The sequence below is a fragment of the Fodinibacter luteus genome (genome assembly GCF_039541575.1).
In the GTDB taxonomy this organism is placed as follows: domain Bacteria; phylum Actinomycetota; class Actinomycetes; order Actinomycetales; family Dermatophilaceae; genus Fodinibacter; species Fodinibacter luteus.
Genome location: NZ_BAABGM010000019.1, coordinates 1 through 24,208 on the forward strand (window position 1 = coordinate 1; position 24,208 = coordinate 24,208).

At 74.6% G+C, this 24,208-nt stretch carries 20 protein-coding genes; 14 read left to right on the top strand and 6 right to left on the bottom strand.

All coding sequences use genetic code 11. The annotated features are described in order from the left end of the window. The first annotated feature begins 208 nt into the window (after window positions 1–208). The 7 genes from ABD899_RS14585 (at window position 209) to ABD899_RS14615 (ending at window position 4,791) form a co-directional block, all read left to right on the top strand. A complete protein-coding gene (locus ABD899_RS14585) occupies window positions 209–958 on the top strand; it encodes a CpaE-like family protein (RefSeq protein WP_345207291.1) in 750 nt (249 codons plus the stop codon). Continuing rightward, complete coding sequence (locus tag ABD899_RS14590; protein WP_345207293.1) at window positions 955–2,136, top strand: TadA family conjugal transfer-associated ATPase; 1,182 nt, start codon at window positions 955–957, stop codon at window positions 2,134–2,136. The genes ABD899_RS14585 and ABD899_RS14590 overlap by 4 nt, the downstream gene beginning before the upstream one ends. Before the next feature lie 203 nt (window positions 2,137–2,339). Next, a complete protein-coding gene (locus ABD899_RS14595; RefSeq protein ID WP_345207295.1) occupies window positions 2,340–2,897 on the top strand; it encodes a type II secretion system F family protein in 558 nt (185 codons plus the stop codon). After that, window positions 2,894–3,451, top strand: a complete 558-nt coding sequence (locus tag ABD899_RS14600) for a type II secretion system F family protein (protein WP_345207297.1) — start codon at window positions 2,894–2,896, stop codon at window positions 3,449–3,451. The genes ABD899_RS14595 and ABD899_RS14600 overlap by 4 nt, the downstream gene beginning before the upstream one ends. Before the next feature lie 202 nt (window positions 3,452–3,653). Next, window positions 3,654–3,989 (top strand): DUF4244 domain-containing protein, encoded by a 336-nt coding sequence (locus ABD899_RS14605; RefSeq protein WP_345207299.1) that lies wholly within the window; start codon window positions 3,654–3,656, stop codon window positions 3,987–3,989. After that, the gene (locus ABD899_RS14610; RefSeq protein ID WP_345207301.1) at window positions 3,986–4,363 is read left to right on the top strand and encodes a TadE family type IV pilus minor pilin; all 378 of its coding nucleotides are present in this window, start codon (window positions 3,986–3,988) and stop codon (window positions 4,361–4,363) included. Before ABD899_RS14605 ends, ABD899_RS14610 begins: the two co-directional genes overlap by 4 nt. 17 nt (window positions 4,364–4,380) lie before the next feature. Further along, complete coding sequence (locus tag ABD899_RS14615) at window positions 4,381–4,791, top strand: Rv3654c family TadE-like protein (protein WP_345207303.1); 411 nt, start codon at window positions 4,381–4,383, stop codon at window positions 4,789–4,791. 94 nt (window positions 4,792–4,885) lie between these two features. On the opposite strand, the gene ABD899_RS14620 is transcribed toward ABD899_RS14615, so the two are convergent. Then, entirely contained in the window at window positions 4,886–5,398 is a 513-nt protein-coding gene (locus ABD899_RS14620; RefSeq protein ID WP_345207305.1) for a hypothetical protein, read from the bottom strand. Window positions 5,399–5,473: 75 nt separating this feature from the next. Then, a complete protein-coding gene (locus ABD899_RS14625; protein ID WP_345207307.1) occupies window positions 5,474–7,753 on the bottom strand; it encodes a DEAD/DEAH box helicase in 2,280 nt (759 codons plus the stop codon). A 74-nt stretch (window positions 7,754–7,827) separates the two neighbouring features. Here ABD899_RS14625 and ABD899_RS14630 point away from each other — a divergent pair, with 74 nt between their 5' ends. Both ABD899_RS14630 and ABD899_RS14635 read left to right on the top strand, forming a co-directional pair. Then, a complete protein-coding gene (locus ABD899_RS14630) occupies window positions 7,828–8,163 on the top strand; it encodes an STAS domain-containing protein (protein ID WP_345207310.1) in 336 nt (111 codons plus the stop codon). A gap of 183 nt (window positions 8,164–8,346) precedes the next feature. Then, entirely contained in the window at window positions 8,347–10,710 is a 2,364-nt protein-coding gene (locus tag ABD899_RS14635; RefSeq protein WP_345207313.1) for a sodium-translocating pyrophosphatase, read from the top strand. Between the two features lie 115 nt (window positions 10,711–10,825). Here the strand turns inward: ABD899_RS14635 and xdhC are convergent, their stop codons facing one another. The 3 genes from xdhC to ABD899_RS14650 are packed head-to-tail and all read right to left on the bottom strand — an operon-like array spanning window position 10,826 to window position 15,643. After that, the gene (gene xdhC, locus ABD899_RS14640; RefSeq protein WP_345207315.1) at window positions 10,826–11,680 is read right to left on the bottom strand and encodes a xanthine dehydrogenase accessory protein XdhC; all 855 of its coding nucleotides are present in this window, start codon (window positions 11,678–11,680) and stop codon (window positions 10,826–10,828) included. Window position 11,681: 1 nt separating this feature from the next. Further along, window positions 11,682–14,129 (bottom strand): xanthine dehydrogenase molybdopterin binding subunit, encoded by a 2,448-nt coding sequence (gene xdhB / locus ABD899_RS14645; protein ID WP_345207317.1) that lies wholly within the window; start codon window positions 14,127–14,129, stop codon window positions 11,682–11,684. Continuing rightward, complete coding sequence (locus tag ABD899_RS14650) at window positions 14,126–15,643, bottom strand: xanthine dehydrogenase small subunit (protein ID WP_345207319.1); 1,518 nt, start codon at window positions 15,641–15,643, stop codon at window positions 14,126–14,128. The genes xdhB and ABD899_RS14650 overlap by 4 nt, the downstream gene beginning before the upstream one ends. 243 nt (window positions 15,644–15,886) lie before the next feature. Here ABD899_RS14650 and ABD899_RS14655 point away from each other — a divergent pair, with 243 nt between their 5' ends. Continuing rightward, window positions 15,887–17,386 (top strand): DUF7059 domain-containing protein, encoded by a 1,500-nt coding sequence (locus ABD899_RS14655; protein WP_345207321.1) that lies wholly within the window; start codon window positions 15,887–15,889, stop codon window positions 17,384–17,386. 58 nt (window positions 17,387–17,444) lie between these two features. Here ABD899_RS14655 and ABD899_RS14660 read toward each other — a convergent pair whose 3' ends face one another. Continuing rightward, window positions 17,445–17,996, bottom strand: a complete 552-nt coding sequence (locus tag ABD899_RS14660; RefSeq protein WP_345207323.1) for a hypothetical protein — start codon at window positions 17,994–17,996, stop codon at window positions 17,445–17,447. Between ABD899_RS14660 and ABD899_RS14665 the strand changes: the two genes are divergently transcribed. From ABD899_RS14665 to ABD899_RS14680, 4 genes are read left to right on the top strand one after another with little or no spacing between them, the layout of a single operon-like run. Continuing rightward, window positions 17,995–19,233 carry a phosphotransferase gene (locus ABD899_RS14665; protein WP_345207325.1) on the top strand — a complete coding sequence of 413 codons (1,239 nt, stop codon included), beginning with the start codon at window positions 17,995–17,997 and terminating at the stop codon, window positions 19,231–19,233. The genes ABD899_RS14660 and ABD899_RS14665 overlap by 2 nt on opposite strands. A 52-nt stretch (window positions 19,234–19,285) precedes the next feature. Continuing rightward, window positions 19,286–19,864: a TetR/AcrR family transcriptional regulator gene (locus ABD899_RS14670; RefSeq protein ID WP_345207327.1), complete on the top strand. Its 579-nt coding sequence runs from the start codon at window positions 19,286–19,288 to the stop codon at window positions 19,862–19,864. Further along, on the top strand, window positions 19,864–21,597 hold the full coding sequence (locus ABD899_RS14675) for an ABC transporter ATP-binding protein (RefSeq protein ID WP_345207328.1): 1,734 nt from the start codon (window positions 19,864–19,866) through the stop codon (window positions 21,595–21,597). Before ABD899_RS14670 ends, ABD899_RS14675 begins: the two co-directional genes overlap by 1 nt. After that, window positions 21,594–23,633 carry an ABC transporter ATP-binding protein gene (locus ABD899_RS14680; protein ID WP_345207330.1) on the top strand — a complete coding sequence of 680 codons (2,040 nt, stop codon included), beginning with the start codon at window positions 21,594–21,596 and terminating at the stop codon, window positions 23,631–23,633. The genes ABD899_RS14675 and ABD899_RS14680 overlap by 4 nt, the downstream gene beginning before the upstream one ends. Window positions 23,634–24,208 lie beyond the last annotated feature (575 nt).

Below are 24,208 nucleotides of genomic sequence, written 5' to 3' on the forward strand. Positions count from 1 at the left end.
GGCCCGCCTCATCCCGCGGACACGCCGTAACCCCACCAGTCACTTTCGTAACAGGCCCTAGGTGGCCCGCCCCGAGCAGTCCGCTCGGCAGCCAGGTGGCCCGCCCCGCGCAGTCCGCTCGTCCACAGGCCCGGCACCTCCGGGTCCTCGTCCACAGGGTGCCCGCCGGTCGTGGCGGCGGGTGCCGGGTGTGGCGCAGGCTCCACCCATGTCGCTCACATCGCCCGTCATCGCCGTCGTCGGGGCGTCCGGGGGCCTCGGCGCGAGCACCCTCGCGCTCGCGGTCGGGCGCCGGCTGGCCGCGACCGGGCCGCCCGCGGTCGTCGCCGACCTCGACCTCGCCCGCGGTGGCCTCGAGGTCACCGCCGGGGTCGAGCACCTGCCCGGCCGACGCTGGGACGACCTGCGGCAGGTGCGGGGCCGGCTGCCCCCTGACGCCCTGCTGCCCGTGCTCCCCGGCGAGGACGGGTGCCACGTCCTCTCGGCTCGCGGGGGCATCTCGCCCGACCTGCCCGATGTCGCCGTCCGCGACGTCCTCGCCTCGCTCGCCTCCGGCCCGGCCCGGCTCGTCCTCGACCTGCCGGCCTGGAGCCCCGCCCTGCCCCAGGTGCTCTCCGCCGGGTCTCTCGTCGTCGTGCTCACGGGCCTGCGCACCCGCGCGCTCGCCGACGCCGACGCCGTCGTCGCGCGGCTGCTCGACGGCGGGGTCGACGGCGGGGTCCACGGGTACCCGCCGTGCGACGTGCGCCTCGTCACCCGCGGGGCCCGCACCTCGGCCGAGGTGCTCGACGACGTCGTCGCCCACCTCGGGGTGGCTCACCTGCACCACCTGCCCGACGATCCGCACGTCCCCCGGGACGCCGAGCGCGGCCTCTTCCCGGGGGTCGCGCGCGACGCCGTACGCCGGTGTGCCGACCGGGTCGTCTCGGTCGTCGACGACGTCGCGGACGCGTCGTGAGCGCGCGGGCCGGGCCGTTCGGGGATGCCGTCGAGCGGTCCATCCGGGCGGGTGACCCGCCGACGCCGGCGGGTGTGGCGCGGATCGCTGCGCAGCACACCGCCACCCTGGGCGTCGACGGCCGGGCGTCGGCGGAGCGACGGCTGCTCGAACGGCTCGTGGGCCTCGGTCCGCTCGAGGCGCTCTCGAGCGACCCCGAGGTCACCGATGTCATGGTCAACGGCGACGGCGTGGTGTGGGTCGACCGCGGGCAGGGTGTCGAGCGCAGCGCCACGAGGGTGGCTGCCGACGACCTGCGCCCCCTCGCGGTCCGGCTGGCGGGCCTGGCCGGGCGGCGGCTCGACGACGCCCAGCCGTGGGTCGACGGCGTGCTGCCGACGGGGGTGCGGCTGCACGCCGTGCTCCCGCCACTCGCCGACGGCGGCCCGCACGTCAGCCTGCGGTTCGCGCGGCACCGGCCCGATGGGGTCGGGGCGCTCCTTCGCCTCGGCGCCGTCACACCCGAGCTGGCGGTCGTCCTGCGCGGGCTCGTCCGGGCCCGGGTGTCGCTCGTCGTCACCGGTGGCACCGGTGCGGGGAAGACGACGGTGCTCGCGGCTCTCCTTGCCGAGTGCGCACCCACCGAGCGCATCGTCGTCGTCGAGGACGTGCGAGAGCTCGACCCGCTCCACCCGCACGTCGTGCGGCTCCAGGGGCGCACACCCAACGTCGAGGGCGCCGGCGGGGTCACCCTCGTCGACCTCGTCCGCCAGGCCCTGCGGATGCGTCCCGACCGGCTCGTCGTCGGAGAGGTCAGGGGCGCCGAGGTGCGCGAGCTGCTCGCGGCGCTCAACACCGGGCACGAGGGTGGGATGAGCACCGTCCACGCGAACGGTCCGGACGAGCTGCCCGCGAGGATCGAGGCGCTCGGGGCCCTCGCCGGGATGCCCCGCACGGCCGTCCACGCCCAGCTCCGCGAGGCGTTGCGCGCCGTCGTCCACGTCACACGCACCGCAGGCGCCCGGCGCGTCGAGCGAATCGGGGTCGTCGTGCCCGACGCCCGTGACTCCGCCTGCGTGCGCGTCGCCGTGGCAGCGACCTGTGGTGCCGACGGTCTCGTCGCCGGGCCGGGGTACGACCGGCTGCTCGAGCTCGTTCCGTCGTTGGGGTCGCTGTCCCGCCGGGTCGGGCCGTGCTGACGGCGGGCGTCCTCGTCGTCCTGGCCGTGCTCGTGTGGCCGTGGAGGCCGCGACCACGCCCTCACCCGTCATCGCACCCCCGTGCCGGTGCACCGGCGGGTCCCGATCCGCTCCCTCGCGCCGGACCGCGCGCGTGGGTGCGGCCCCCTGGCGCGGGTCGTCACCACGGGGGCACGCGTACCCGGCGGGTGGACGGTTCGTGGGTGGCTGACTTCGCGGAGGTCGTCGCCGTCGGGCTCGAGGCCGGCCTCGACCTCGGCTCGGCTGCGCGCGTCGCGGCGCGGTCCCCGGCGGTGTCCAGGGGCGCACCGTGGCTCGACGCGACCCTGGCGCAGTCCCTCTCCGACGGACGCGGTGTCGCCGCCCTGCTCCGTGAGCTCCCGGGCCTCAGCGTGCAGGAACGGCAGGACCTCGGGCTCCTTGCCTCCGCCTGGCGACTGGCCGACGACGTGGGAGCCGGGACGGCGGCGGTCACGGCCGAGGCCGCGGCGTCGATCCGCGGGCGCCAGGCGGCACGGGCCCGCACCGCGGTCGTCGTCGCCGGCCCGCGCGCGTCGATGTGGCTGCTGTCGGTCCTGCCGGTCGCGGGCCCGGTCGCCGCGGCCCTCGTCGGCATCGGCCCCGGCAGGCTCTACGGCACCCAGCCGGCGCGGGTGCTCGCGGTCACGGGGCTGTTGCTCACGGCAGCCGGGTGGTGCTGGGCGAGGTCGCTGCTGCACCGGGCGCAGCGACCGGGGCGCACCGGCAGGGCGACGGGATGATCACGCGCGTCGACCTCGTCGTCGGCATCCTCGTCGCGCTCGCGGTCGTGGGGTGGCCGCCGCGGTGGGGTGGGCAGGGCGGGGCCACGGGGTCCCCGGGCGGCGACGGCGCACCCGCTCACCCCACCGTCGACGAGGCGTGTGCCGCGCTGGGGCTCGTAGCGGCAGCCCTGCGCAGCGGTGCCGGGTCGGTCGAGGCCCTCGAGGCCGTCGCGAGGCTCGTCGGGGGGCCGGCCGGCGCCGAGCTGGCCGTCGTCGCGGCTGCGCACCGATGGGGTGAGGACCCGGACCGGGCCTGGTCGCGCGTCGGCCCCGGGTGGGCCGCTGCGGCGGTCGCCTGGCATGCGGCGCACACGGCGGGGGCGGCCCCGGCCGGGCTCCTCGCCGCGGCCGCGGACCGGATGCGAGAGGAGGAGGCCCGGCGCGTCGAGGCGGCGGTCCAGCGGGCCGGGGTCCTGATCGTCCTGCCGCTCGGCGCCTGCTTCCTGCCCGGCTTCGTCGCGACGACGGTGGCGCCCTTCGTCCTGCTCCTGCTCGACGGGCTGCTCCCGTGAGCAAGATCGTCGCGCTCGCCGTCCACACCCGTCGCCCGACACCGTCGCGCTCGCCGTCCACACCCGTCGCCCGACACCGCTCCCGTCCACAGGTTCGAGCCGGTCCTCGCCCTGCGGACCGGTCCCGTCGACAGTTGACGCAGGGCGCGAGAGCCGCGCCGAGGGAGCAGGAGGCATCATGACGACGAGGGTGGTTCGAATCATGTCCGGAACGTGGGCCAGGGGGGCGCGAGCCGTGCCGAGGGTCTCCACGTGGGGGCCGGGGATCGGCGCGACGGGGGCGCGGGTCCGGGGGTGGCGGTCCGTGACCGGCGCGACGGGGGCGTGGGGCCGGGGGTGGCGGTCCGTGACCGGCGCGCGCCGGGTGCTGGCCCGGGCGAGGGCGGTCGGGGAGCAGGGGATGACGACCGCGGAGTACGCCGTGGGCACGATGGCCGCGGTCGCCTTCGCCGGGTTGCTCCTCGCCGTCGTCCGCTCCGGGCCGGTGAAGAACGCGCTGTCCCAGGTGATCGTCGCCGCGCTCGGCTCGGGGTCGTGACGAGGCGAGGTCGCCCCGACCGGGGGGCCGCCACCGCCGAGCTGGCGGTGGCGCTCCCCAGCCTCGTCCTCGTCCTCGCCGTCGCCCTCGCGGCGGTCGACCTGGGCCTCGCGCAGGTGCGGTGCGTCGACGCCGCTCGGGTGGGGGCCCGGCTGTTGGCGCGCGGCGAGCCGCGAGACGTCGTCCTGCGCGCGGCCGGTCGAGCGGCCCCACCGGGTGCCCAGGTCGTGCTCGCGTCCGACGACGGGCAGGTGAGCGTCTCGGTCACCGGTCGGGTCCCCGGGGTGCTGGCGCCGCTCGGCATCCTCGACCCCCCGAGGTCCACGGCCGTGGCACGGTCCGAGCCGGGGCCGGGGCCGGGGCGGGGACCGTGACCGGAGGAGCCGTCGTGGTGCCGGCCCTGGGAGGCGGCCGGACGGTCGGGCCCGGTGCGGAGGAGGGGAGCGCCACCGTGCTCGTCGTCGGGGCGGCGGCCGCTGTCACCGTGGTCCTTGCAGGCGTGCTCGTCGTCGTGGGGGTCGTGCGCGACGCCCACCGGGCCGGGGCCGCCGCCGACCTCGCGGCGCTCGCAGCGGCGGCACCGAGCCTCACCGGGGCGGGGACGGACTGCGGTTCAGCGGCGGCCGTGGCGCAGGCGAACGGGGCTGAGCTCACGGGGTGCCGGCCCGCTCACGACGGGTCGGTCCTGGTGCAGGTGCGAGTCGTCCTCAGCCCTCCAGCGGGATGGGGGTGGCTCCCGGACGCCGTCGTGGCCCGGGCCCGGGCCGGCACCGTGACGGAGGGCGTGACGGATGGTGGGTGACCCGGGCCGGCACCGTGACGGAGGGTGTGACGGATGGTGGGTGACCCGGGCCGGCACCGTGACGGAGGGCGTGACGGACGGTGGGTGAGCCTGGTCAGACCGTGGGGTCGGTGCCCTCGGCGCGGCTCCGTGGCGTCTCGCCTGCCGGGGGGCGGGAGGCGGGTGCCTCGGCCCGGTGGTCGTCGGCGAGGTCGCGCGTGCCCGGAGCGACCGGTTCGGTGCCACGGGCGTCGGCCTCCTGCCGAAGTTGGGCCGTCTCCTCCTCGCGCAGCCGGCGCTCCTCCATGAGCTGCCGGTCGCGCGCCGCGACCTCCTCCTTGAGGCGGCGCTCGTCCTCGACCCGCTGGGCCTCGGCCGCGGCGGCGGCCTCCTTCGCCTGCACCCGGCGACGCTTGCCGCGTCGCAGGCCGCTGCGCAGGATCGCCCAGCCGAGCCAGAAGAGCGAGATGACGACCATGCCGGTGACGAGGAGGGTCAGCGGGGGCAGGCTGAGCGTGCCGCCCAGGATCTCGACGTCGACGGTGTCGGTGAGCTGGGCGGTCCCCGCGAACAGCAGCACACCCGCCGCGGCAGCGAGCAGGACGAGGAGGACTCCGAGAAGCACCATGGGGCGACCCTACCGGCGCCCTTCGGCCCAGACCGTCCTACGACCGGGACATGTGTCACCGGCCCGCTCGACCCGTCAGCCGGCGGCCGCGAGCGCGAGCTCGAGCACGGTCACCGCGCCGGCCTTGTCGAGCGGCTCGTTGCCGTTCCCGCACTTGGGCGACTGCACGCAGGCCGGGCAGCCGGCTTGGCACGTACACCCCAGCACCGCGTCGCGGGTGGCCCGCACCCAGGTCTCGAAGGCGGCGAACCCGCGCTCGGCGAAGCCCGCGCCCCCCGGGTAGCCGTCGAAGACCATGATCGTCGGCTGCGCGGTGTCGGGGTGCAGGGCGGTCGACACGCCACCGACGTCCCACCGGTCCGAGGTGGCGACGAGGGGGAGCATGCCGATCGCGGCGTGCTCGGCCGCGTGGAGGGCACCGGGCACGCGGTCCTCGGCCACCCCGGCCGCGTCGAGGACGTCGGCGGGTACCGTCCACCACACCGCCTTCGTCGTCAGGGCGCGCTCGGGCAGGTCGAGAGGGTGGGTGCCGAGCACCTCGCCCGACGGCAGCCGGCGCAGGAAACCCGTGACCTGCGTCGTCACCCGCACCGTGCCGAACGAGGCCTGGGCCCTGGCGCGGCGGTCGGTGCGCTCGGTGGCGAGGATGTCGAAGCGGCTCACCGACTGCGCATGCGTCGACCACCCGGGGTCGCCGCGCACGACGTGGGCCGCGCGCGCCTGGAGGTCGAGCTCGGTGACGACCCACGTCTCGCCCTGGTGCACGTGCACGGCTCCGGTGTGCACCTGGCTGTGCGACGACGCCTCGTCGACCGTGCCGAGCACCCGCCCGGTCCGGGCCTCGACGACCGCGACGACGTCGCTGGTCCCCCGCAGCGAGATGTGCTCGGTGGGCCGGTCCTCCCGGGCCCAGAACCACCCCGACGGCCGCCGCCGCAGGATGCCGTTCGTCACGAGCGTGTCGAGCAGCCGCCGTGCGTCGGGCCCGAACATCGGCAGGTCCGCCTCCGACAGCGGCAGCTCGGCCGCGGCGGCCGCGAGGTGCGGGGCGAGCACGTGCGGGTTGAGGGGGTCCATGACCGTCTCCTCGACCGGCGCCCCGAACACCGCCTCGGGGTGGCGCACGAGGTAGGTGTCGAGCGGGTCGTCGGCGGCCACGAGCACGGCGAGCGACTCCTCCCCCGACCGCCCGGCCCGGCCGGCCTGCTGCCACAGGCTCGCGCGGCGCCCGGGCCACCCGGCCAGGACGACGGCGTCGAGCCCGCTGACGTCGATGCCCAGCTCGAGCGCGTTCGTCGCCGCGAGGCCACGGACCGTGCCGTCCCGCAGCCCGCGCTCGATCGCCCTGCGGTCCTGGGGGAGGTAGCCGCCGCGGTACGCCGACACCCCCTCGGCGCGCCCGGGGTCGTCCTGCTCGACGCGTCGGCGGGCATTCGTCGCGAGCGCCTCGGCCCCGGCCCGGCTGCGGGCGAAGGCCACCGCCTGCACGCCGTCGAGCACGAGCCGCGCGAGGATCTCGGCTGCCTCGGTCGTCGCCGACCGACGGTGGCCGTCCTCGGTCGACGGTTCCCACAGCGCGAACGTCATGGCCCCGCGAGGCGAGCCGTCGTCGGTGACGGCCGCGACCGGCATCCCGACGAGGCGCGACGCGTGACCGGCGGGCTCGCTGACCGTCGCCGAGGCGAGCACGAACGTCGGCGACGCCCCGTAGCGGGCCGCCACCCTCCGCAACCGGCGCAGCACCGACGCGACGTGCGATCCGAACACCCCGCGGTAGACGTGGCACTCGTCGACGACGACGTACCTCAGCGAGCGCAGGAACCGCGACCAGCGGTCGTGCCCGGGCAGCAGGGAGTGGTGCAGCAGGTCAGGGTTCGTGAGCACGACGTTCGCGTGGTCGCGCACCCACCGGCGCTCGTCGGGCGGGGTGTCGCCGTCGTAGGTCGCGGCACGCACCCCGGGCACGGCCATCGCCTCGACCCGGGCGAGCTGGTCGGCCGCCAGGGCCTTCGTCGGCGCGAGGTAGAGCGCCGTGGCGCCGCGCCCGCCCGGCGTCGCCGCCCCCTCGACGACGGCCGACAGCACCGGCACGAGGTAGCCCAGGCTCTTGCCGGATGCCGTGCCGGTGGCGAGCACCACGTGCCGCCCGGCGCTCGCGAGCTCGATGGCCGCCCGCTGGTGCGACCACGGACGCTCGATCCCGGCGGCGAGCAGGGCGGAGAGCACGACGGGGGAGAGGTCGTCCGGCCACTGGCCGAGCCGGGCCGAGCGGGCCGGCACGTGCTCGACGTGGAGCAGGCGATCGGCGCTCGATCTCGCCGTGAGGACGGCGAGGTGCTGGTCGGGAGTGGACACTCCGACTACGGTAATCCTCGGTCCCGACACGCTGGCGGGGCAGACGACCTGCGCGTTCACAAGGAGCCACGCCCGTGGAGCTGACCGTCACCACCTCCCACCACGACGACGTCAGCGTCGTCACGGTCGCCGGCGAGGTCGACGTCTACACGGCGGCGCAGCTGCGCGCCGCCCTCGACGAGGAGATCGCGGCGGGCCGCCCGTGCCTCGTCGTCGACCTCGAGCAGGTCACGTTCCTCGACTCGACCGGCCTGGGCGTGCTCGTCGGTCGCCTCAAGCTCGTCCGCAACCAGAGCGGGTGGCTCAAGATCGTCTGCTCCAACGACCGCATCCTCCGGGTCTTCCGGATCACCGGGCTCGACAAGGTCTTCGGCATCCACGCCAGCGTCGCCGACGCGCTCGCCGCCTGAACCGGGGGCCGCTGGGGCATCCTCCCGCGGCTGCGCGGGGCCCGCCACTCCTCACGCGTGACGTGACTCACGCCGGGGGAGGGGGACACACGGGGGTGGGACGGCGGGTAAGGTGCGCCCGGGCGTCCCAGCCGTCGGCGACTTTTCGCCCGGGGCGCGAACACACCCGTCAAGGAGGATGCAATGGCACCCGTCGCGCTCGCTTCGGCCGAGTCAGGCTCTGCCCTGGAGCTCACCGGAGACAACCTCACGTACGTCATCGTCGTCGCGGTCATCGCGGTCGTGGCGCTCGTCATGGGGTTCGTCTTCCGGCGCCAGGTGCTGGCCGCCGACCCGGGCACCGAGAAGATGCAGGAGATCGGCGCGGCCGTGGAGGAGGGTGCGCAGGCCTACCTCGCCCGCCAGTTCAAGACGCTCGCGATCTTCGTCGTGCTCGTGTTCGGCCTCCTGCTCCTCCTGCCGGCCGACACCGCCGGCGTGCGGTGGGGCCGGTCCGGCTTCTTCGTGCTCGGCGCGCTCTTCTCGGCGTCGATCGGCTACCTCGGCATGAGCCTGGCCGTCAAGGCCAACGTCCGGGTCGCCTCCGCCGCCCGCCACGACGACGGTCGTGACGTCGGCATGCGGATCGCCTTCCGCACCGGTGGCGTCGTCGGCATGGCGACCGTGGGCCTGGGCCTGCTCGGCGCCGCGATCGTCGTGCTCGCCTACGAGGGCGACGCCCCGAAGGTCCTCGAGGGCTTCGGCTTCGGCGCCGCCCTGCTCGCCATGTTCATGCGAGTCGGCGGCGGCATCTTCACCAAGGCCGCCGACGTGGGCGCCGACCTCGTCGGCAAGATCGAGGCCGGCATCCCCGAGGACGACCCGCGCAACGCCGCGACGATCGCCGACAACGTCGGTGACAACGTCGGCGACTGCGCCGGCATGGCCGCCGACCTCTTCGAGTCCTACGCCGTCACCCTCGTCGCCGCCCTCATCCTCGGCTCCGTCGCGTTCGGCGAGTACGGCCTCGTCTTCCCGCTCCTCGTCCCCGCCATCGGCGCGGTCACCGCCCTCCTCGGCGTCTACGTCACCAAGGCACGGCCGGGCGAGAGCGCGCTCAACGCGATCAACCGTGGCTTCTACATCGCCGCCATCGTCTCCGCGGTCCTGTCCGCGATCACCGCCTACCTGTACCTGCCCTCGACCTACGCCGAGCTCGGATCCTCGAACGAGGAGATCGCCGCCCTCACCGGCGACCCCCGCCTGGCCGCCGTGCTCGCGGTCGTCATCGGCATCGTCCTGGCCGGCATCATCCTGTGGCTCACCGGCCACTACACGGGCACCGACAAGCGACCGACCCTCGACGTCGCCCGCACCACCCTCACCGGGCCCGCGACGGTCGTGCTGTCGGGGATCGGCGTCGGCCTCGAGTCGGCCGTCTTCACGGCGGGCATCATCGCGACCGCCGTCTACCTCGCCTTCCTCCTCGGCGGCGGCTCGACGGCGCTCGCCCTCTTCCTCATCGCCCTCGCCGGGTGCGGCCTGCTCACCACCGTCGGCGTCATCGTGGCCATGGACACCTTCGGTCCGGTGTCCGACAACGCCCAGGGCATCGCCGAGATGTCCGGCGACGTCCACGGCGAGGGGACCCAGATCCTCACCGAGCTCGACGCGGTCGGCAACACGACGAAGGCCATCACGAAGGGCATCGCGATCGCGACCGCCGTGCTCGCCGCGACCGCGCTCTTCGGCTCCTACACCGAGGCGTGGCAGAGCGCGGTGCGGGCGCTCGACGTCTCCGGCGTCACCGAGCAGCAGGGCACCGACTTCCTCAACAGCGCGTACGGCCTCGTCACCGACCCGAGCACGCTCGTCGGCGTCCTCATCGGCTCGGCCGTCGTCTTCCTCTTCTCGGGCCTGGCGATCAACGCGGTCACCCGGGCGGCCGGTGCCATCGTCTTCGAGGTGCGCCGCCAGTTCCGCGAGCACCCCGGCATCATGACCTACACCGAGAAGCCCGAGTACGGCCGCGTCGTCGACATCTGCACCCGCGACTCGCTGCGCGAGCTCGCGACGCCGGGTCTGCTCGCCGCACTCATGCCGGTCGCCGTCGGCTTCGGGCTGGGCATCGGCGCCCTCGCCGGGTTCCTCGCCGGGGCCATCGGCTCGGGCGCCCTCATGGCCGTCTTCCTCGCCAACTCCGGCGGGTCGTGGGACAACGCGAAGAAGATCGTCGAGGACGGCGCGCACGGCGGCAAGGGCTCCGAGGCCCACGCGGCAGCCGTCATCGGCGACACCGTCGGCGACCCGTTCAAGGACACCGCGGGCCCGGCCATCAACCCGCTCCTCAAGGTCATGAACCTCGTGTCGGTGCTCATCGCCCCGGCCATCGTGGCCCTGTCGATCGGCCCGAGCGCCTCCGAGCCGATCCGCTACGGCATCGCGGCGGTCGCCCTCGTCGTCGTCGGCGCGGCCGTGGCCTACGCCAAGAGCAAGGACCTCGCGATCGGTGGGGACAGCGACCCCGACGCGGCGCCGGCCCAGGAGCAGCACCCCGTCCAGGTCTGACGCGACCGGATGCCGTGGGGCCGGGTTCCAGCGGGAACCCGGCCCCACGCGCGTCCGCCGACGTCCGGGACCGGCGGTCGGCGGTCCGCGAGGCGCTGAGCTGCCCCGCTGCCGGTCAGCGCGTCGTGGACTCCCGATCGCGCGGCCCCTGGTCCGGCGGCGACCGTTCGGCCCGCTCGGCCGAGATGCGGCCGAGCAGCTCGGCGGCCACCGCGACCGCGATGACGGCCGGCTCCTTGCCGGTGAACCCCGGGAGGCCGATCGGGCTGCGCAGCCGCGCCACGGCATCCGGCGGGTGCCCGTCGTCGGTGAGCACCCGGCGGAACCGGCCCGCCTTGGCCGACGAGCCGATGACCCCGATCGTGCCGAGGTGGTCGCAGCGCAGCGCGGCGTCGCACAGGGCGGCGTCCTCGGCGTGGTCGTGGGTCATGACGACGACGTGGGTGCCGGTGGGCAGCTCGGCGAGCACGAGCTCGGGCAGCACGGCGTGGTGCACCTGGACCCGGGCGACGGCGTCGTCGAGGCAGGAGAGCCGCTCGGCCGTGAGCTGCTCCGCCCGCGAGTCGACGAGGTGCAGCTCGAGGTCGTGCCGGGCCAGCACCCGGGCCAGCTCGAGCCCGACGTGACCGACGCCGAACACGGCGACGGCCGCGACGACGGGGAGCGGCTCGAGGAGGATGCTCACCTCGCCCCCGCAGCACTGGCGCCCGTGCTCCGTGCGCGAGCGGTGGCTCAGGGCGAGGGTGAGCTGCTCGGGGGCGACCGACCCCTCGACGAGCATCGCACGAGCCCGCGCGACAGCCGTGGCCTCGAGGTTGCCGCCGCCAATGCTGCCCCACGTCCCGTCCGCGGCGACGACCATCTTGGCTCCGGCCGCGCGCGGGGCGTGACCGCGCACCGCGAGCAGCGTGACGAGCACCCCGGCCCGGCGCTCACGACGCAGCCGCTCGACGGCGGCGGCCCAGACCACGTCAGGCCCTCTCGGACGTCGCCCGGGCCGCGCGCTCGGAGTGGGGCCGGAGGGGCGGCGCGGCGGGGTGCGGCTGCTCGGGAACCCGCCCGGGGCCACCGGTGGCGAGCCCGTGGTCCCGGGGACGGTGGCGGGCGTCCTCGATCGCCCACCACAGCACCTCGGGGGTCACCGGGGAGGGAAGGTCGACGCTCGTGCCGGCCGGTCCGAAGGATGCCGCGGCCTGGCGCAGCGCCTCGCGCACCGAGAAGGCGAGCATGAGCGGTGGTTCACCGACCGCCTTGGACCCGTACACGGCGCCGTCCTCGGGGGCGTGTGCCAGCAGCTCGACGTGGAGCACCTCCGGCATCTCCGAGAAGCTCGGCAGCTTGTACGTGCTCGCCGACTGCGTCGCGAGCCGCCCGCGGGTGGGGCCGTCTCCCTCGTCCCAGCGCAGGTCCTCGAGGGTGAGCCAGCCGGCGCCCTGGACGAACGCACCCTCGACCTGGCCGAGGTCGACGAGGGGCGACAGGCTCTCGCCGACGTCGTGCACGATGTCGACGCGGCGGATGCGGTAGGAGCCGGTGAACCCGTCGACCTCGACCTCGGTCGCGGCGGCGCCGTACGCGAAGTACTTGAAGGGCTCGCCCCGCATGGCCGTGGAGTCCCAGTGCAGGCCCTCGGTGCGGTAGAAGCCCGCGGCCCAGAGCTGGACGCGCCGGAAGTACGCCTGGTGCACGAGGTCGGCCCAGGCGAGTGTCGCGTCGCTGCCCGGCGCGGACACGACACCGTCGGTGACGCGCACGGCATCCGGTGCCACGCCGAGCCGCTCCGCCGCGACCGGGCGCAGCCGGTCGAGGACCTGCTCGCACGCGTCCTTGACGGCCGCTCCGTTGAGGTCGGCGCCCGAGCTCGCGGCCGTCGCCGAGGTGTTGGGGACCTTGTCGGTGCGCGTCGGTGCGAGACGCACCGTCGACAGCGGCACCCCGAGCGCGGTGGCGGCGACCTGGAGCATCTTCGTGTGCAGGCCCTGGCCCATCTCGGTGCCACCGTGGGTGACGAGCACCGAGCCGTCCTTGTAGACGTGGACGAGCGCGCCGGCCTGGTTGAAGGCGGTGAAGTTGAAGGAGATGCCGAACTTCACGGGCGTGACGGCCAGGGCACGGCGGGCGTGCTCGTGGGTGGCGTTCCACGCCCGGATCTCGGCCTGCCGCGTCGCGACGTCGCCCGACGAGAGCACCTGCTCCCAGCAGGCCACGAGCCGCTCGGGATGGCGGACCGGCTGGCCGTACGGCGTCTTCTGGCCGGGGCGGTAGAAGTTGCGCCGACGCAGCTCGACCGGGTCGATCCCGAGCAGCGGCGCGCACCGGCCGAGGACGTCCTCGATGACGAGCATCCCCTGCGGCCCCCCGAACCCCCGGAAGGCGGTCTGCGAGGTCTTGTGGGTGCGCGCGATCCGGCCGTGCAGCCGCACGTGGGGGATGAAGTAGGCGTTGTCGACGTGGCAGAGGGCCCGGGCCAGCACCGGCTCGGAGAGGTCGAGGCTCCAGCCGCCGTCCGAGGTCAGCGTCGCGTCGAGCGCCTGCAGGAGGCCGTCGTCGTCGAACGCCACCCGCCACTGCGCGTGGAACCCGTGCCGCTTGCCCGACATCGTCATGTCCTGGGTTCGGCTGAGCCGCAGCCGGACCGGGCGGCCCGTGAGCCGGGCGCCGAGGGCCGCGACCGCGGCGTACCCGTGGGGCTGCATCTCCTTGCCCCCGAACCCCCCGCCCATCCGCAGGCACTGCACGGTCACCGCGTGGCTGGGCACGCCGAGCACGTGGGCGACGACGTCCTGGGTCTCGGTCGGGTGCTGGGTGCTGCACTGCACGAACACCTGCCCCGACTCGTCGACCTGGGCGAGCGAGCAGTGCGTCTCGAGGTAGAAGTGCTCCTGTCCCGCGAGGTCGAGCTCGCCGCTGAAGACGTGCGCCGCCTCGTCGAACGCACCGTCGACGTCGCCGCGCGCCACGGTCGGCTGCCCGCCCTGGAAGCTCGCGGCGGTGATCGCCTCGCGGAGGGTGACGAGCGCCGGGAGCGGCTCGTAGTCGACCTCGACCGCGAGGGCTCCGAGCCGGGCGGCCTCGAGGGTCTCTCCGAGCACCCAGCACACCGCGTGCCCGTGGAACATCACCTCGTCGGGGAAGAGTGGCTCGTCGTGGTGGGTGCCGGCGTCGTCGAGACCGGGCACGTCGTCGGCGGTGAGCACCCGCACGACCCCGGGCACGTCGAGGGCCGGCGCCGTGCGCAGCGTGCTCACCCGCGCGTGGGCGTGCGGCGCCTGCACGGGGTGGGCGTGGAGGATGCCGTGCGTGCGGCCGACGAGGTCGTCGGTGTACAGGGCCGCTCCGGTGACGTGCAGGGCCGCCGACTCGTGGGGGAGGGGCCGCCCGACGACGGCACCCGGCGGGCGCTCGGAGAGCCCGCTCACGGTGCCACCGCCGGCGCGAGCGAGGGGTCGGCCTCGGCGTGCAGCCGGAGCAGGGCCGTGCCGAGCATCGCGGACCGGTAGGCCGCGCTGGCGCGGTGGTCGTCGATCGGCGTCCCCTCGCGGCCCATGACCTGCGCGGCGGCCCGCACGACCTCGGCCGTCCACGGTCGGCCCTCGAGGGCGGCCTCGGTCGCGAGCGCCCGGACCGGGGTGGCGGCGACCCCGCCGAGGCCGATGCGGGCCTTCGCGACGACCCCGTCCCGCACGTCGAGGGCGATGCCGGCGGCGACGCTCGAGATGTCGTCGAAGCGTCGCTTGGCGACCTTGTGGAACGCGGTGACCCCGCTGAGCGGCAGGGGGATCCGCACGGCCCGGATGACCTCGTCGGGCCGTCGCACGGTGCGCCGGTAGCCGGTGAAGTAGCCGGAGAGCGGCACCGTGCGCTCACCCCCGGCGCACGCGAGGACGACGTCCGCCTCGAGGGCGAGCAGGGCCGGCGCGGCATCCCCGACGGGCGAGGCGGTCGCGAGGTTTCCGCCGAGGGTCGCGCCGTTGCGGATGAGGGGCGAGGCGAACTGCGGCAGCAGCTGGTCGAGCAGTGGGACGCGTCCCGCGAGTGCGCGTCCCACCTCGCTCAGCGTGAGGCTCGCGCCGATTTCGACGGCGTCGTGCCCGACGTGCAGTGCACGCAGCTCGTGCACCCGGTCGATGCCGACGGCCAGTCGGGCCCGGGCGCCCCGCAGGTTGACCTCGACGCCCCAGTCCGTGGCACCGGCGACGAGCACGGCATCCGGATGCTCCCGCAGCAGGGTGAGGAGACGGCTCAGGTCGGTGGCGCGCTCGAACGCGCCGCTCGCTCCCTCGAGCCGGCTCGGTGGGGCGGCCGGAGGGGGGTGGGTGGCCCGGGACGCCAGCGGGTCGCCGGCCTCGGGGGCACCGAGGGCGAAGGCGGCGTCGCGGATCGGCCGGTAGCCGGTGCACCGGCACAGGTTCCCGCTCAGGGCGTGGAGGTCGAACCCGTTCGGACCGTGCTCGCGGTCGGGGACGGCGTGCGGATGCCGGTCGCCGCGGTAGTACTCGGCCGCCATCGCGCAGACGAACCCCGGGGTGCAGTAGCCGCACTGCGACCCGCCGCGCACGGCGAGCTCGTGCTGCACGGGGTGCAGGGCGTCGGGGGTGCCGAGGCCCTCGGCGGTGAGGACCTCCTGGCCGTCGAGCGCGGCCGCGGGGACGAGGCAGGCGTTGACGCCGGTCCACCGGCTGCGCCCGAGGTCGGCGCCGGCCGTGCCGTCGGACCCGTCGGTGCCGCCGTCCGCGCCGGCCCCACCCCGCCCGACCCCGTCCGGGCGCAGGACGAGCACGGCGCAAGCCCCGCACTCGCCCTCGGCGCACCCCTCCTTGGCCCCGGTGAGACCCTGGGCGCGCAGGAAGTCCAGGGCGCTCGTCGCCGGGTCGGTGCCCGCGAGGGAGCGTGCGGTGCCGTTGACCGTCACCTCGTGCCGTCCGGCCGCCACACCCGCACCTCCTCGTCCGATGGGGGCGGGTCCGGCGCCCGCCGGCCGGCTCGGCGCGGGGAGGGGATCGGGCGCCGGCACCCCTGCGAGGTGCGGTGATCCGTGCCGGACGACGCCCCGCGCCATCCGCCTCGACCGTAGACCGAGCCCCCCGGCACAGCAAGGAGGTGGACGGCATCCGTCGAGGGTGTCCCGCCGAACGCGCCGTGACCGACCCGTGTGGACGCCCTACGCTCGTCCTCGATGACCCCGAACCCGCCCCGCGTCGACGCGGCCCTCGTGCGCTCGCTGCGTGCCGACCTCGTCTCCTCACGCTTCACCGTGTCCGGGGTGACCGACCTGCTCGGCCCGATGGCCTCGGCCGCCCTCGACCGCGAGCAGGCGCTACCGGCCCAGCGGGTCACGGCGCGCTCCGCCGACCCGTGCGCCACCCTCGTGCGCCTCTTCACGCTGGGGGACCCCGTCGACGCCGCGGAGGCGGAGGCGGCGCTGCCGACCCTCGGGGTCGGGGGGGCGGTCTCCCTCGGGCTGCTGGCCCTCGAGGGCGACGGCGTCGTCGCCCTGTGCGACCTGCGCCCCTACGCCGCCGACGACGTCGACTGGTGGGTCGCCTCGGACCTCGGGGAGGTCGCGACGGGGCGGCCGGTGCGCGAGGACCACGTGCTCGGCATCGGCGGGGCGTCCGCGACGCTCGCCTCGTGGACCCCGCGCCCGCACGTCTCGCGGGCGCTCGACCTGGGCACCGGGTGCGGCGTGCAGGCCCTGCACCTGGGTGCGCACGTCGACGAGGTCGTCGTCACCGACCTGTCGCAGCGCGCGCTCGCCTACGCCCGCTTCAACGCCGCGCTCGACGAGGCCGACTGGGACGTGCGCAGCGGGTCGATGCTCGACCCGGTCGCGGGGGAGCGGTTCGGCCTCGTCGTGAGCAACCCGCCGTTCGTCATCACCCCCCGCTCGGGGGCGGTGCCCCTCTTCGAGTACCGCGACGGTGGCGTGGCCGGCGACGCCGTCGTCCGCGACCTCGTCCGTGCGGTCGGCGCGCACCTCGAGCCCGGCGGGGTCGCCCAGTTCCTCGGCAACTGGGAGGTGCCGCGCGGCACGACGTGGACCGAGCGGGTCGGCGCCTGGCTCGACGGCACCGGGCTCGACGCCTGGGTCGTCCAGCGCGAGGTCCAGGACCCCGCGGAGTACGCCGAGACCTGGGCGCGCGACGGCGGGCACCACGTCGGCACGGCCGACTTCAACGCGATGTACGCCGCCTGGCTCGACGACTTCGAGGCGCGCGACGTCGAGTCGATCGGGTTCGGCGTCGTGACGCTGCACCGACCCCGCGTCGAGCGGGCGCCGTTCGCCGACCTCATGGACGTTCCCTGGCCGGTCGAGGCCCCGATGGGCCCTACGGTCCTCGCCGGGCTGGCGGCGCGCTCCTGGCTGGCCGAGCACGACGACGACGCGGTCCTCGACACGGCGTGGACCTGTGCCGCCGACGTCCACGAGGAGCGTCACGCGCTGCCGGGGGCCGAGCACCCCAGCGTCATCGTGCTGCGCCAGGGCGGCGGGCTGCGGCGCCACCTCACCCTCACGACGGTCACCGCCGCTCTCACTTCCGTCTGCGACGGTGACCTGACGGCACGCGCCGCGGCCGCGGCCATCTCAGGGCTGCTCGGCCTCGAGGCGGATGCCGTGCGCGCGGAGGTCGTCGCGTTCGTGCGGGACGCCGCGAAGGACGGGCTGCTGCACTGAGGTCCGGCCGGGCCGACGCGTGAGCGCGGCGTTTCATGAAGGAGGCTTCATGGGCGGATCACGAGCGGCTCATGTTGACCCCCGAGGCTGGGGGGACAGCAGCGGCGAGGTGCCGCGCCAGACTCGAGGAGAACGCCATGAACGCCCTTCCCCGCAAGGCCTGGATCGTCACCGGCGCGCTCGGCGCGCTCGCCGTCACCGGGTCGGCCGTCGCCGGTGCCGCGGCCGCCTCGGCCGCCTCGGCCGACACGGGCACGCCGGCCACCACGAGCCGCAGCGTGTCGACCGGGACGGCCACGGCCACCTCGACCGGCACGCCGACGGCCGACCCGGCATCCACGTCGACCCCCTCGGCGAAGGTGTCGGGCACGACGGACCGCAGCCAGGTCTCGCCGGCCAGCCCGAACTCTCCGAACTCGCCGAACTCCCCGAACTCCCCGAACTCGCCGAACTCCCCGAACTCCCCGAACTCACCGGAGAGCCCGGCGTCGCCGGTGAGCCCCGCCAGCCCGGTGTCCGCGAACACCCCGAACTCGCCCAACTCCCCCAACTCCCCGAACTCCCCGAACAGCCCCGCGTCGGCGCCGAGCGCGAACTGACGTCGACCCATGACCAGCTCCGCCACCGCGCTGGCCCCGGTCGCTGACCCCTCGGTCCGCGGGTCCGGGGAGGCCGACGTGCTCGCCCTGCTCACCGGCCCGCAGGCCCGCGAGCCGCTCTCGCTCGCCGTGACGACGATCGGCGCCGAGGTGACCGACCACCGGGTGCACTCGGTGCAGCACCGGCCCGGGGACGGGGTCACCGTCGGCTACCGGGTGTGGGTGCGCCACGACTGCGGTGCGGTCGTCGAGGACTACGTGCTGCTCAGCTCGACCGCCGGGCGCGACGTGCCGTCGGACGCCCCGAACGTCGTGCGGATGGAGGGTCCGTCCGGTCGCCTGCTCGGCTGGCTCCACCCGCACGACCCCGCCCTGCCCGGCCTGGGCGTGGCGTGCGACCCGGTGGCCCTCGAGCAGGTGCTCCCCGGGAGCGGCCCGGTGACCAGCCTGGCCCTCGTCGGCTACCGGCCGCTGCGCCGGGCGGTCGTGCGTGCGGTCCGCGACGACGTCACGTCGTACGTCAAGGTCCTGCGCCCGACCTCCGGGCGCGGCGGAGCTCCGGACGTCGTGCATCGCCACCGGCTGCTCACCGCCGCAGGGGTTCCGGTGCCCCGGGTGCTCTCCGCGACGTCGCACGGCCTCGTCGTCCTCGAGGAGGCCCGCGGTCGTCCGCTCGTCGAGGCGATCGGCGCCGACGGGGCCCGGGGGGTCACGCTCGGTGACCTCACCGGCATCCTCGACGCCCTGCCCGCGCAGGTGCTCGACCTGGCCCGCCGGGCCGCCTGGTCGGACCGCGCCCGGGACTACGCGAACGCCGTGGCCGCGAGCGGCACTGATGCACCGGGCGCGCTCGCCCTCGGCCGGGCGGTCCGCGAGCGCTCCGCCGCCGTCGACCTGGGGCCGGTCGTGCCCACCCACGGCGACTTCCACGAGGGCCAGCTGACCGCGCGGCGCGAGGGGGAGGAGTGGCGACCCGGCGCCCTGCTCGACGTCGACACCCTCGGCCCGGGCCACCGGGTCGACGACCTCGCCTGCCTCGTCGCGCACGCCGTCGCGCTCGGCCCGGCCGGGGCCGAGGTCGTGCGTCGCTGGGAGGGGGAGGCCCGAGCCGTCGTCGATCCCGAGGCCCTCGACGTCCGCACCGCGGGGGTGCTGCTCTCGCTCGCGGCGGGGGCGGCGCACGAGCGCGACGTCGCGATGCCGACCCGCGCGCTGCTCGACGCGGCCGAGGAGCGCCTCGAGCGCTGACGAGGGTGGAAACCACTTGTGAGTGAGTGCTCACTCACTTATCGTGGACCGGGTGACCCCCCGAGCGCCCGCCCTGCGACCCGACGAGCGTCGCGCCTCGCTCGTCGAGGTGACCATCCCCCTGCTCCGCGAGCACGGGGCGGCCCTCACGACCCGCCAGGTCGCCGAGGCGGCCGGGGTCGCCGAGGGCACCGTCTTCCGGGCCTTCGGCAGCAAGGATGAGCTCGTGCACGCCTGCACGGCAGCCGCGTTCGACACGGGGCAGGTGCTCGACGAGCTGCGGGCCGTCGACCGGGCGCTGCCGCTCGACGAGCGGCTCGTCGTCGCCGTCACGGTGCTGCGGGCCCACGTCGAGCGGATCGTCGGGCTGATGGCCGTCCTCCACGCCTCGGGGATGGCGCCACCGAAGCACGCCCGGCCGGGACGGCGGGGCTCCGACCCGGAGGTCGACGCGACGATGGTCGAGCTCATCGGCGACGACGCGAGCACCCTGCGGCTGCCCCCCGAGGACGTCGTCAACCTCCTCGCCCACCTGACCCTCTCCAGCGTCCACCCCATGTTCCCGGCGCGACCGTTGACGCCGGTCGAGATCGTCTCGGTCGTCCTCGACGGCACCCGGAGGTCACGCTGATGCTCTACCGCCTCGTCCGCACGCACCTCACCCCGTATGCCGTGCCGCTCGCCGTGCTCCTCGTCCTCCAGCTCGTCGCCACGCTCGCGTCCCTGTACCTGCCGAGCCTGAACGGCCGGATCATCGACGAGGGCGTCGCGGTGGGGGACACCGCGTTCATCCTGCGGGCCGGGGTGGCCATGCTCGCCGTCTCGCTCATCCAGGTCGCCGCGACGATCGCCGCGACGCGGATCGGCGCCTTCACGTCGGCATCCCTCGGCCGTGACGTGCGGTCCGCGGTGTTCCGCACCGTCGGGGCCTTCTCCGCCCAGGAGCTCTCGCGCTTCGGCGCCCCCACCCTCATCAGCCGCAGCACGAACGACGTCACCCAGGTGCAGCAGGTCGTCTACATGTTCCTCGCGATGATGGTGTCGGCACCGATCATGATGGTCGGCGGCATCTTCATGGCGCTGCGTGAGGACGTCGGCCTGTCCTGGCTCGTCGCCGTCGCCGTGCCGGCACTCGCCATCGCGATCGGCCTCATCATCCGGCGGATGATCCCGCACTTCCGCGCGATGCAGGCCGCGGTCGACTCGGTCAACCGCATCCTGCGCGAGCAGATCACCGGCATCCGGGTCGTGCGGGCGTTCGTCCGTGAGGACGTCGAGCGCGAGCGGTTCGCCGAGGCCAACCGCACCTACACCGGCACCGCGCTTGCGGTCGGCAAGCTCATGGCGCTGGCGTTCCCGGTCGTCATGGTCATCTTCAACGCCTCGACGGTGGCCGTGCTGTGGTTCGGGGCGCAGCGGATCGACAACGGGGAGATGCAGATCGGGTCGCTCACGGCCTTCATGGCCTACCTCATCCAGATCCTCATGTCGGTCATGATGGCGACGTTCATGGCGATGATGATCCCGCGGGCCGCGGTGTCCGCCGGGCGCATCCAGGAGGTGCTCGACACCGAGTCCTCGGTCCACGCCCCCCTCGACCCGGTCGAGATCCCGGCGGGACCGGTGGCGGTCGAGCTGCGCGGTGTCACCTTCTCCTACCCGGGTGCGGAGTCGCCCGTGCTGAGGGACGTCTCGCTCGTCGCCGAGCCCGGCACGACCACGGCCGTCGTCGGTTCCACCGGCTCGGGCAAGACGACTTTGCTCGGGGTCGTCCCACGCCTGCACGACGTCACGGGCGGCCAGGTGCTCGTCGGTGGCGTCGACGTGCGCGACGCCGACCCCGAGCGACTGTGGTCGCACATCGGGCTCGTGCCGCAGCGGCCGTACCTGTTCAGCGGCACCGTGGCGTCCAACCTGCGCTACGGCGACCCCGACGCGACGGAGGACGAGCTGTGGGAGGCGCTGCGGGTCGCCCAGGCCGAGGACTTCGTGCGGGCGATGCCGGACGGCATCCACTCCCCGATCTCGCAGGGTGGCACGAACGTGAGCGGAGGGCAGCGTCAGCGGCTCGCCATCGCCCGAGCGCTCGTCAGCAAGGCCGACGTCTACCTCTTCGACGACGCGTTCTCCGCCCTCGACGTGGCCACGGACGCCCGGCTGCGGGCGGCGCTGCGTCCGGTGACCCGCGACGCGGCGGTCGTCGTCGTCGCGCAGCGCGTGTCGACGATCATCCAGGCCGACCGCATCGTCGTGCTCGACGAGGGACGGGTCGTCGGCAGCGGGACGCACGAGGAGCTGCTCGAGAGCTGCCCGACGTACGTCGAGATCGTGCAGTCCCAGCAGGCGATGGAGGAGGCGGCATGAGCGAGGTCCGCACCGAGGAGGAGAAGGCCGCCGCCGCCCGCCGCGGGCCGGGGGCTGCGCACCGGGGTGGTCCGCCGCACGCGGCCATCGGGATGCCGGCCGAGAAGTCCCAGGACTTCGTCCCGTCCGCGAAGCGCGTGCTGCGCCTGCTCCACCCCGAGCGGGTCATCGTGTGGATGGTCGTGGCGCTGGCCGTCGGCAGCGTGCTGCTCAGCGCGGTCGGCCCGAAGATCCTCGGCACCGCCACCGACATCGTCTTCGCGGGGGTCTTCGGAGCCCAGATCCCGGCGGGGGTGACCCAGGAGCAGGCCGCCGACGCGCTGCGGGCACGCGGGGACGAGCAGGTCGCCGACATGCTCGCGGCGATGGAGCACGTCGTGCCCGGCCAGGGGATCGACTTCGAGGCGCTCGGTCGGATCCTGCTCGTCGCGCTCGCGATCTACCTCGTCGCGGCGCTGCTGCAGTGGCTCCAGGGCCGGCTGCTCACCGGGGCCGTCAACCGCACGATCTTCCGGCTGCGCCGCGACGTGGAGGACAAGCTCAACCGGCTCCCGCTGCCCTACGTCGACGGCCAGCCGCGCGGCGAGCTGCTCAGCCGGGTGACCAACGACATCGACAACGTCGCCCAGAGCCTGCAGCAGACGCTGAGCCAGCTCCTCACCTCGCTGCTCACCGTCGTCGCGATGGTCGCCATGATGGTGTGGATCTCGCCGCTGCTCGCCCTCATCGCCCTCGTGACCATCCCGGTGACGATGGTCGTGACGGGGATGATCGGCAAGCGCAGCCAGGGGCACTTCGTGCAGCAGTGGAAGAGCACGGGTGAGGTCAACTCCGTCGTCGAGGAGACCTTCACCGGGCACGAGCTCGTCAAGGTGTTCGGGCGGCAGGCCGAGGCCGACCGCGACTTTGCCGTACGCAACGACGCCCTGCACCACGCGAGCTTCCGGGCACAGTTCATCAGCGGCATCATCATGCCGACGATGATGTTCATCGGGAACCTCAACTACGTCGCGATCGCCGTCGTGGGCGGGCTGCGGGTGGCGTCCGGGGCGATGAGCCTCGGCGACGTCCAGGCCTTCATCCAGTACTCCCGGCAGTTCACCCAGCCGCTGACCCAGGTGGCGTCGATGGCGAACCTCATGCAGAGCGGCGTCGCCTCGGCGGAACGGGTGTTCGCCGTGCTGGATGCCGAGGAGCAGGAGCCCGACACCGCCTCACCGGGTCGGATCGCCGACCCCCGCGGCCGGGTGGCGTTCGAGGACGTCTCGTTCTCGTACCGTGCCGACACCCCGCTCATCGAGCACCTCGACCTCGTCGTCAAGCCCGGCCAGACGGTGGCCATCGTCGGGCCGACGGGCGCGGGCAAGACGACGCTCGTCAACCTCGTGCTGCGCTTCTACGAGCTCGACGGGGGCAGGATCACCCTCGACGGCGTCGACATCACCGGGCTCACCCGGCACGACCTGCGGTCGCGGGTCGGCATGGTGCTGCAGGACACCTGGCTGTTCGCCGGCACGATCCGCGAGAACATCGCCTACGGGCGGCCGGGTGCGAGCGACGACGAGGTGCTCGCTGCGGCGCGTGCGACGTACGTCGACCGGTTCGTCCACGCGTTGCCCGACGGCTACGACACCGTGCTCAACGCGGAGGCCGACAACATCAGTGCGGGTGAGCGGCAGCTCATCACGATCGCCCGGGCCTTCCTCGCGGCCCCCTCGCTGCTCATCCTCGACGAGGCGACGTCGTCGGTCGACACCCGCACCGAGCTGCTCGTGCAGCACGCGATGTCGGCCCTGCGCTCGGACCGCACGAGCTTCGTCATCGCGCACCGGCTCTCGACGATCCGGGACGCCGACCTCATCCTCGTCATGGAGGAGGGGCGGATCGTCGAGCGCGGCTCGCACGCCGACCTCCTCGCCGCCGGGGGTGCGTTCGCCGCCCTGTACGCGGCGCAGTTCGCGGGTGCGGCGAGGGACATCGACGAGGAGGAGACGATCGGGGTTCCCGATGAGCTGGTGCGTCCGGGCGGACGGTGAGTGCTCGGGTTGCGTGACGCTCTCGATGTGCGCTGCGCTGCGTCCACCGGATCTGCGCTTCCTGGCCACGGCGGGGCTGCGTCACTACGCCCACTTAGCCCGACGCTCCAAGGGCCCACGAGGAGGGCCGGGTGGGAGACGAGTTCGCTCTCGTGCCGATGAGTGTGCACTGGGCTCGCCCATCGCCGTTCGGCGACGCTGGCAAGTCGTGACGCCAATGCGACGGATTGTCAGCATCGTAGATCATTCCGGCTCAAAGACTGGCACGGGTGCATACACCGGCGGGCGGCCTGGGCTGACCCTGTCCGGCATCGGGCAGGCAGATAGACGCCCGGAAGATGCACTGTCCGTGGCCATGGAAAAGTCCCCGCTTCCTGGCGATGAAGTCATCCACTCGCACCGACGACGACGGCCCACCTCGGGACCTTCCCTCAGCACCCAGAACATGGCCGACCAGCATGGTGGGGGAAGAACGACAAGGCAGCCGGCTGTCAACGGGCACACTCCAAGGAGCCTCCGTGCTCCGGCATCGGCTACCGCCATGGACACCGCCGGGTTGACAACAGAAAGGAGTC

What these genes read in the sequence shown, in the direction of transcription:
- ABD899_RS14600 (WP_345207297.1), top strand. Translation starts at nt 2,894, where the DNA reads ATGATCACGCGCGTCGACCTCGTCGTCGGCATCCTCGTCGCGCTCGCG.
- ABD899_RS14665 (WP_345207325.1), top strand. Translation starts at nt 17,995, where the DNA reads ATGACCAGCTCCGCCACCGCGCTGGCCCCGGTCGCTGACCCCTCGGTC.
- ABD899_RS14655 (WP_345207321.1), top strand. Translation starts at nt 15,887, where the DNA reads ATGACCCCGAACCCGCCCCGCGTCGACGCGGCCCTCGTGCGCTCGCTG.
- ABD899_RS14680 (WP_345207330.1), top strand. Translation starts at nt 21,594, where the DNA reads ATGAGCGAGGTCCGCACCGAGGAGGAGAAGGCCGCCGCCGCCCGCCGC.
- ABD899_RS14635 (WP_345207313.1), top strand. Translation starts at nt 8,347, where the DNA reads ATGGCACCCGTCGCGCTCGCTTCGGCCGAGTCAGGCTCTGCCCTGGAG.
- ABD899_RS14620 (WP_345207305.1), bottom strand. Translation starts at nt 5,398, where the DNA reads ATGGTGCTTCTCGGAGTCCTCCTCGTCCTGCTCGCTGCCGCGGCGGGT.
- ABD899_RS14675 (WP_345207328.1), top strand. Translation starts at nt 19,864, where the DNA reads ATGCTCTACCGCCTCGTCCGCACGCACCTCACCCCGTATGCCGTGCCG.
- ABD899_RS14660 (WP_345207323.1), bottom strand. Translation starts at nt 17,996, where the DNA reads ATGGGTCGACGTCAGTTCGCGCTCGGCGCCGACGCGGGGCTGTTCGGG.
- ABD899_RS14585 (WP_345207291.1), top strand. Translation starts at nt 209, where the DNA reads ATGTCGCTCACATCGCCCGTCATCGCCGTCGTCGGGGCGTCCGGGGGC.
- ABD899_RS14605 (WP_345207299.1), top strand. Translation starts at nt 3,654, where the DNA reads ATGTCCGGAACGTGGGCCAGGGGGGCGCGAGCCGTGCCGAGGGTCTCC.